The following is a 294-nucleotide window of genomic DNA, read 5'->3' on the forward strand; positions in this document are numbered from 1 at the left end:
CGCGACTCCACCGGCATTGCGCCGGGCAGCCCGCCACGGCGCTGCTTCGGCGCCCTGATCCACGCCGCCGCCCGCGTGCGCGTATCGGAAGCGATCGAGGCGGCCCTGCGCGAGGACCGGCCCTGGCTGGTCGAGTACCGCCTGCTGCACGCCGACGGCAGCACCCGCTGGCTGTGGGAGAACGGCACCGACGTGCGCGACGACGAAGGCAAGCTGGTCTGGCTCGACGGCGTGATCCTCGACATCAGCGAGCGCCGCAAGATGGAAGAGGCGCTGCGCGAGGCCAAGGAGCAC

At 72.4% G+C, this 294-nt stretch carries 1 protein-coding gene; it reads left to right on the plus strand.

Features of this window, described 5'->3' with window-relative positions; genetic code table 11:
- A partial coding sequence (locus KVT32_RS29725; RefSeq protein ID WP_217619389.1) for a PAS domain-containing protein occupies nt 1–294 on the plus strand: 294 nt, incomplete at both ends.

Source organism: Achromobacter sp. GbtcB20 (assembly GCF_019091095.1).
GTDB classification, from domain to species: Bacteria; Pseudomonadota; Gammaproteobacteria; order Burkholderiales; family Burkholderiaceae_B; genus Achromobacter; species Achromobacter mucicolens.